We start from the raw sequence: 6,273 nt of genomic DNA, 5'->3' as shown, positions 1-6,273 counted from the left end.
CTTTAGAGCCACGACTTTAAATTCCAAGCCCGTGCGTGCGGTGGAGGAGCTTTGCGGCATAAGTCTAGAGCTAGGTTTTGCCTACCGCCTAAATCTTGGTACGGGTGAAATTCTAAGCCGAGAGCCGCTAAGCGTGGGCGGGGCGGTTGTGTGTAGAGGCTTTGAGTTGCGAAGCTTGCAGGCTAGCTACGTTTTTGAAAAAATTTCATCCTTCGTGCGTGCAGGTATCGTGCCGGAGCGCATCGCAGTGATCCTGCCCGACGAGAGTTTTGCCGGCACACTGCGGCTTTACGACGAGCGCATCGCAAGGGCTCGCGGCTCGCACCGCATGCTAAATTTCGCGATGGGCGAGAAGCTTAAAGATAGCCTATTTTACGTAACGCTAGAGAAAATTTCGCAGTGCTTAAAAGAAGCGCGCACGCCGAAATTTGGCGTAGATTACCACGCATTCAAAAGTCCGGATGGAGGATTTTTGAATGTGGAGGATTCCACGGTACAGCAAAATTTAGCGCTAGGTAATTTCGCTTCCGAGAATTCTGCATCGCAAAATTTCGCACAGCAAAATTCCGTGCTGGATTGCGAAATTTTTTCAAATTCCAAAACGGATTTAAATTTTATATCTGCGCGAGAGTTTGAAAATACGGAAAATTTTGAAATTCTGCGCGAAATTTCGGCGGAACGCTCGGATAGCGCGGAGGAGCAAAGCCTTTCGCTAGATCTTGCAGAGTTACAAGAGCCTTTGGAGTGTGTGCAGCGGCGTGATTATTCAGCTTGTGTAAAACAGCAAAAGTTTTTAAAGCAGCAAGAGAGCCTACGATACTCTATGCAGCTGGAGCATATAGAGCTTGAGGAAGAAGATGGGTATTCAAAAAGCCCTGAGCAGTGCGATCGTTTTAGGCACTCTAAAATGCGCGAGGACGCAGATGAGTATCCGCAGCGCCCAAACCCACAGGAGCTTGATCTGTTTTTTGCGAGTGTGGGCGTGGATGAGGCGCTTTTTGGCGAGTTTGCGCGCGATTTTGCAAAGCAAGTAAGCTCCGAGCATTTTGAGGCACTAATTGCCAAGCTCGCCTGTTTACCTAAAATTAGCGATGCGCTGCTGCAAGAAAAGCTAAAAGAGCCGCTATATCTAATTAAAATTTTGCTTCGAAAATTTAAGGACGAAAACCTAAGTTTGGGCAATCTGATCGATCTTTTTTTGTTAGAAATTTCGCGTATCAAGCTTGATGATGTTCGTGGCGGAAAGGTCACGGTAATGGGGCTTTTAGAGAGCCGTGGGCTACAATTTGACGGCGTGATAATCCCCGATTTTAACGATGATCTGGTGCCAAAGCGCAGTAGCGGAGAGATGTTTTTAAACTCTGCTTTGCGCGCTAGAGCAGGGCTCATCAGCCACGCAGATCGCGAAAATTTACAAAGATTTTACTACGACGGCTTGCTAAGAGGCGCTAAAAAAAGCGCGATTTGCTATCTGCAAAGCGTCGAGAAACTGCCTTCGCGGTTTTTGAAAAGCTTTGAAGTGCAACAAGACGCGGAATTTTCGCAAGAGGATTATTTGCGGCTTTTTGGGCGAGAGGAATTTAAGCCCACCTTATGCGGACAAGAAGATCCCGTGGCTCGCCATGATTTTTTTGCCGAGGAGCTATCGTTTTCGCGGCTGGATACGTTTTTAGAATGCAAGAGGAAGTATTATTACCGCTACGTTTTCGGGCTAAAAGAGGGGCTAAAATTTGGCGAGGATAATGCGCTTTTGGGCAAAATTTTACATACGAGTTTTCAGCGTTTATACGAGCGAGCGGGGATGAAATTTAGCATGCAAAAATTTCGCTCTATTTATTCGCAGCTCGCGCGAGAAGCGGGCATCGCGCGCTTTGATGCAGAGCTTGAGCTAAAAGCTGTAGAAAAGCTAGCTAGGCTTTTGGAAGGGCATGAGCAAATTTGGAGCTTTAGCGGTAGTGAAGTATCGCTAAAAGGCGAGCTTGACGGAGTGCGGCTGAGCGGGCGGATCGACCGCATCGACGAAGATAAGGCAGGGCGGAAGTTTATCATCGATTACAAACGTGGTTCAGCTAAAAAACATATGGAAAAATTCCAGCTTACGTTTTATCGCGCGCTTTTAGCCCAGGAGTGCGAATGCGCCTATCTGTCGCTAAAAGATTGCGCGTTTGCGGCTCCTGGCGACAAAACGCCTAGCTTAGAAAATCTGCGCGAGACGCTAAGCTCTATCGGCAAGGAATTTGCAAGCGAGGTTGCTTTTACGCGCACGCAGGCGGTGCAAAGCTGCGAATACTGCGATTATAAAATCATTTGCAAGGGGCAGATCGATGGCAAAATTTGAAAACTATCTGGCGCTTGAAGCAAGCGCAGGCAGTGGCAAGACCTTCAATCTTGCGGTCAGGTTCATCGAGCTGGTGCTAAAAGGCGAGCCGATCAATGAAATTTTAGCGCTTACCTTCACCAAAAAAGCGGCCGCCGAGATGAAAACGCGCATCGTGGAGAAATTTCAAAATTTGCTGCTTTTGCAGGATGACTCGCTAAAGCCTAGCGCCGAGCTGGAGCAGATTTGTGCTGATTTAGGGCTAAGCGCGGATGAGGTTATGGCAGCGCAGCAGCGCCTACTGCCTAAATTTTTAAGCGAGAGCCTAAACGTCTTTACTTTCGATGCGTTTTTTGCAAAGGCTCTGCGCTCGTTTGCGCTAAATAGCGGCATCGATCCAGGCTTTGAAAACGACGAAAGCATACTAGGCGTGCAGCAGGCGGCGTTTTTAGGCGCGATTTGTAAAAACGAAGCGCTATTAAGAGAGGTCGTGGATTATGTAAGCGACTCAGGAATGACAAAGGGCGAGTTCTTAAATAGCTTGCAAAGCATTTGGAGAGGCGATATAAGCATAAATCCGCCCACGCTTCCTGCAAGCTCGGCGCTAGCAGAGATAAATGAAATTTTATCTCACTTGCAAAAAGCGGCGAGAGATGCGGGCGTAAGTGCTGGAGCCGTAAATGGGCTAAGCCCTGTTAGTGATCTGTCAAAATTATCCTCTGGTTTCATTCTTTCGGCTCTTGCCAACGGCAGTTTCGATTATCCGCGCTCACAGCTTAAAAAAATTTCGCATCTTGACGGCGAGTTAGCAAGGCTAAAAGACGCCATAGCTCGCGAAATAGCGTGGATGGATGCGACATATGCGGCTAAGCTGGCAGGACTAATTAAAATTTATGCCGAAGCGCTTAAATCGGTGCAGCGCAAAAGCGGCAAGCTTACATTCGGCGATGTCACCGCAGCTGTGCACTCGCTGCTAAATCCGAGCGCAGAGGCGTTACAGGGCAACCGCGAGCTTTTGTATTTCAGGCTTGATTCTAAAATCACGCATATTTTAATCGACGAATTCCAAGATACCGACATTTGCCAGTATGAAATTATGCTGCCGCTAATCTCTGAGGCGCTTGCTGGCAAAGGAGCGGAAGAGCGCTGCGGTAGCTTTTTTTACGTAGGCGATAAAAAACAGAGCATCTATAAATTTCGCGGCGCAGAGAGAAAAATTTTTGATATATTGCGCGAGCAGTTTAGTCAAATCAAAACGCAGAGCCTGCCGCGCAATTATCGCAGTTTAAAACTTATCGTAAAATTTGTAAATGAGATCTTGCGCGATAAATTTGCGTCTTATGAAGATCAAATCGCGGCAAATAAGCTAGATAACGATCTGCCTACTTCGGTGCTGCAAAAAATCAAGGACTATCCACTTTCTCATCCGCGAATGCCGCTATTTGAGGTACAAAGCGACGATTACGGCTATGTAGCAGCGTTTTCATACGACGACGTGCTAAAGGGGGCTGCGGAGCAAGCGCGCAGACTTGTTGAGGAGTGCGGCGTAAGAGCTGATGATATCGCGATTTTATGCTGGAAAAACGAGCATGTAAGCGCGCTAAAAGAGATGCTATCAGAATTCTGCGAGGTTTGCAGCGGCTCAAATAAGGCTCTGCGTTGCAGCGAGCAGGTAAATGCCGTAATTCAATATGCGAAATTTTGCGTAGGTGGCGATGAAATTTATCTGCGAAACGCCGAAGCGATTTTGGGTAGGCGGCTTAAAAAGATAGCGGTCGATCTGCATAAAAACGCGCAAAAAACGGCGGAATTTATCGCTAGCACGCTGAAATTAAATTTTGTCGATCCAGATCTGCTGCTATTTTTTGAGACGCTGGCAAAATTTAATAGTTTTAGCGAGTATCTGTTTGCAAACGACGAAACGGAGGTGTTTGCCAAGGAACAAAGCGGCATTAAAATTATGACCGTGCATAAGTCCAAGGGGCTTCAGTTCCCGCACGTAATCGTTTGCGACCGCATCGGAGGAAAAGATCGGGGCGAGAGCTCAAAGCTCGCGACGGACTATGATTTTGCCACGCATAAGTGGAGAATTTTTTATAAATTTGCGAGCAGAAAGAGCTTGGATGCGGAATTTGCGGTGCTAATGGATGAAAACGATCGCTCTGCGCATGAAGAGGATATAAATAAGCTCTATGTGGCATTTACACGCGCTGAACGCTCGCTCATCATCGTAAAACGCTCCGAGGCAAAAATAGATCAATACAATTATAGCTTTTTTTCGCCTTACGCCAAAAAGACCAAGGGCGCGGGCGTAGTGGAGTGGCTGGATATCCCGGATTTTCAATACGGCTACGTAATCCCAAGCTCCGTAAAATCAGAAGAGCAGCCGCTGCGAAAAAAGATCGCGCTCGTAGCGGGCGAGCCTCAAGGCGCGCAAGAAAAAGCAGGCGGCGGCGAAACGGAGGCGCTAAGCGCGATATATTTCGGCGAGGCGCTGCACTATGCTCTGGAGATGAGCGAAGGCTTTGGGCCAGATGAAATTTTACGAGGAGTAAGCCTTGCAAGAGGTTGCTACGCTAAATTTTTAAACGATGCGGGTTTTGAAAATATCGCGGCGCGAGCGCTCGGCCTAAGCAAAAACGAGGAATTTTTAGCTCTGATAAAGGGCGCTTGGGCTTATAAAGAGATGCCGATCAAAAGTGCAGAGGGTGAGCTTTTGCGCGTGGATCTAGCGTGCTTTAGGCAGGATGAAATTTTGCTTTTTGATTACAAGAGCTCAGAAAAATACCTTGCGCAAAACAAAGCTCAAGTAGCGCGGTATAAAAGCGTGATCCGCGAGTTTTATCCGAATGCGCGAGTGCGTGCCTTCGTGCTGGTTCTCGAAGCTGCGGGCGCTAGGCTGATCGAAGTGAATGAGGAGGGATAAAATTTTAAAATTTAGATGAAATTTGAGCTCAGATAGATTAAATATAGCTTAAATTAAGCTATACGTAAGGATATTTCTATATAATCACAGCTCAAATTTTAATAAGGCGGAAACCATGACAGAAATTACAAAGCCTAGCGAAGTTAAGCGCGACTGGGTCGTTATCGACGCGACCGACAAAAGATTCGGTAGAATGCTTACCGAAGTTGCGGTATTGCTACGCGGCAAACACAAACCAAGCTACACTCCAAACGTGGATTGCGGAGATTACGTCGTTATCATCAACGCTTCAAAAGCCGTATTTACCGGCAATAACAAAGGCGACGACAAACTTTATCACAGCTACTCGGGCTATTTCGGAAGCGTAAAGAGCGTGAAATTCCAAGACCTGCTTAAAAACAATCCCGCAAAGCTCTACAGACTTGCGGTTCGCGGCATGCTTCCTAAGACGAAGCTTGGCAAGGCGATGATCAAAAAGCTATTCGTATATGAAGGCGGCGAGCACCCTCATACTGCGCAAACAACTAAAAAAGGAAAATAATCATGGCGACAATTTATGCAACCGGAAAGAGAAAAACTGCCGTAGCTAAGGTTTGGGTAAAACCGGGAAGCGGCAAGATCGTAGTAAACGGTATGGATCTAAACACCTGGCTAGGCGGTCACGAAGCGATCAAACTAAGGGTCGTTCAGCCGCTTTTAGCGACTAAACAAGAGACCTCGATGGATATCACCGCGCAGACTTTGGGCGGCGGATATTCGGCTCAAGCGGATGCGCTAAAGCACGGAATTTCAAAAGCGCTTGCCGCGATGGACAAAGATTTTAGGGCGGCTCTTAAGCCAAAAGGTCTGCTAACTCGCGATAGCCGCGTGGTTGAGCGAAAGAAATTCGGTCGCCGCAAAGCGCGCAGAAGCCCGCAGTTCTCTAAGAGATAATGTTTTTTACAAATTTGTGGCGAAATTGTCGCAAATTTGTAAATTCTTTAAAAATTTTATGGTAATATCGAATTATAACTTTATTTGAAAGGATGTT

Annotated in this window: 4 protein-coding genes; all 4 read left to right on the top strand. The window is 46.9% G+C overall.

What is annotated here, in order from left to right:
* Positions 1 to 2,338 (top strand): PD-(D/E)XK nuclease family protein (locus Q0413_RS07710; protein WP_298988407.1); only part of this gene is annotated, 2,338 nt, incomplete at its 5' end.
* On the top strand, positions 2,325 to 5,243 hold the full coding sequence (locus Q0413_RS07705) for a RecB-like helicase (RefSeq protein ID WP_298988406.1): 2,919 nt from the start codon (positions 2,325 to 2,327) through the stop codon (positions 5,241 to 5,243). The genes Q0413_RS07710 and Q0413_RS07705, both read left to right, overlap by 14 nt.
* A 115-nt stretch (positions 5,244 to 5,358) precedes the next feature.
* Positions 5,359 to 5,784: a 50S ribosomal protein L13 gene (rplM, locus tag Q0413_RS07700; RefSeq protein WP_005869672.1), complete on the top strand. Its 426-nt coding sequence runs from the start codon at positions 5,359 to 5,361 to the stop codon at positions 5,782 to 5,784.
* A gap of 2 nt (positions 5,785 to 5,786) precedes the next feature.
* Positions 5,787 to 6,176 (top strand): 30S ribosomal protein S9, encoded by a 390-nt coding sequence (gene rpsI / locus Q0413_RS07695; RefSeq protein ID WP_005869670.1) that lies wholly within the window; start codon positions 5,787 to 5,789, stop codon positions 6,174 to 6,176.
* Positions 6,177 to 6,273: the final 97 nt, after the last annotated feature.

Source organism: uncultured Campylobacter sp. (assembly GCF_938045465.1).
Taxonomy (GTDB): Bacteria; Campylobacterota; Campylobacteria; order Campylobacterales; family Campylobacteraceae; genus Campylobacter_B.
This window is presented reverse-complemented; position numbering and strand designations above follow the sequence as displayed.

Bases quoted from the DNA above. Each gene is read 5' to 3' on its own strand.
- Q0413_RS07705 (WP_298988406.1), top strand. From the start codon at position 2,325: ATGGCAAAATTTGAAAACTATCTGGCGCTTGAAGCAAGCGCAGGCAGT.
- rplM (WP_005869672.1), top strand. From the start codon at position 5,359: ATGACAGAAATTACAAAGCCTAGCGAAGTTAAGCGCGACTGGGTCGTT.
- rpsI (WP_005869670.1), top strand. From the start codon at position 5,787: ATGGCGACAATTTATGCAACCGGAAAGAGAAAAACTGCCGTAGCTAAG.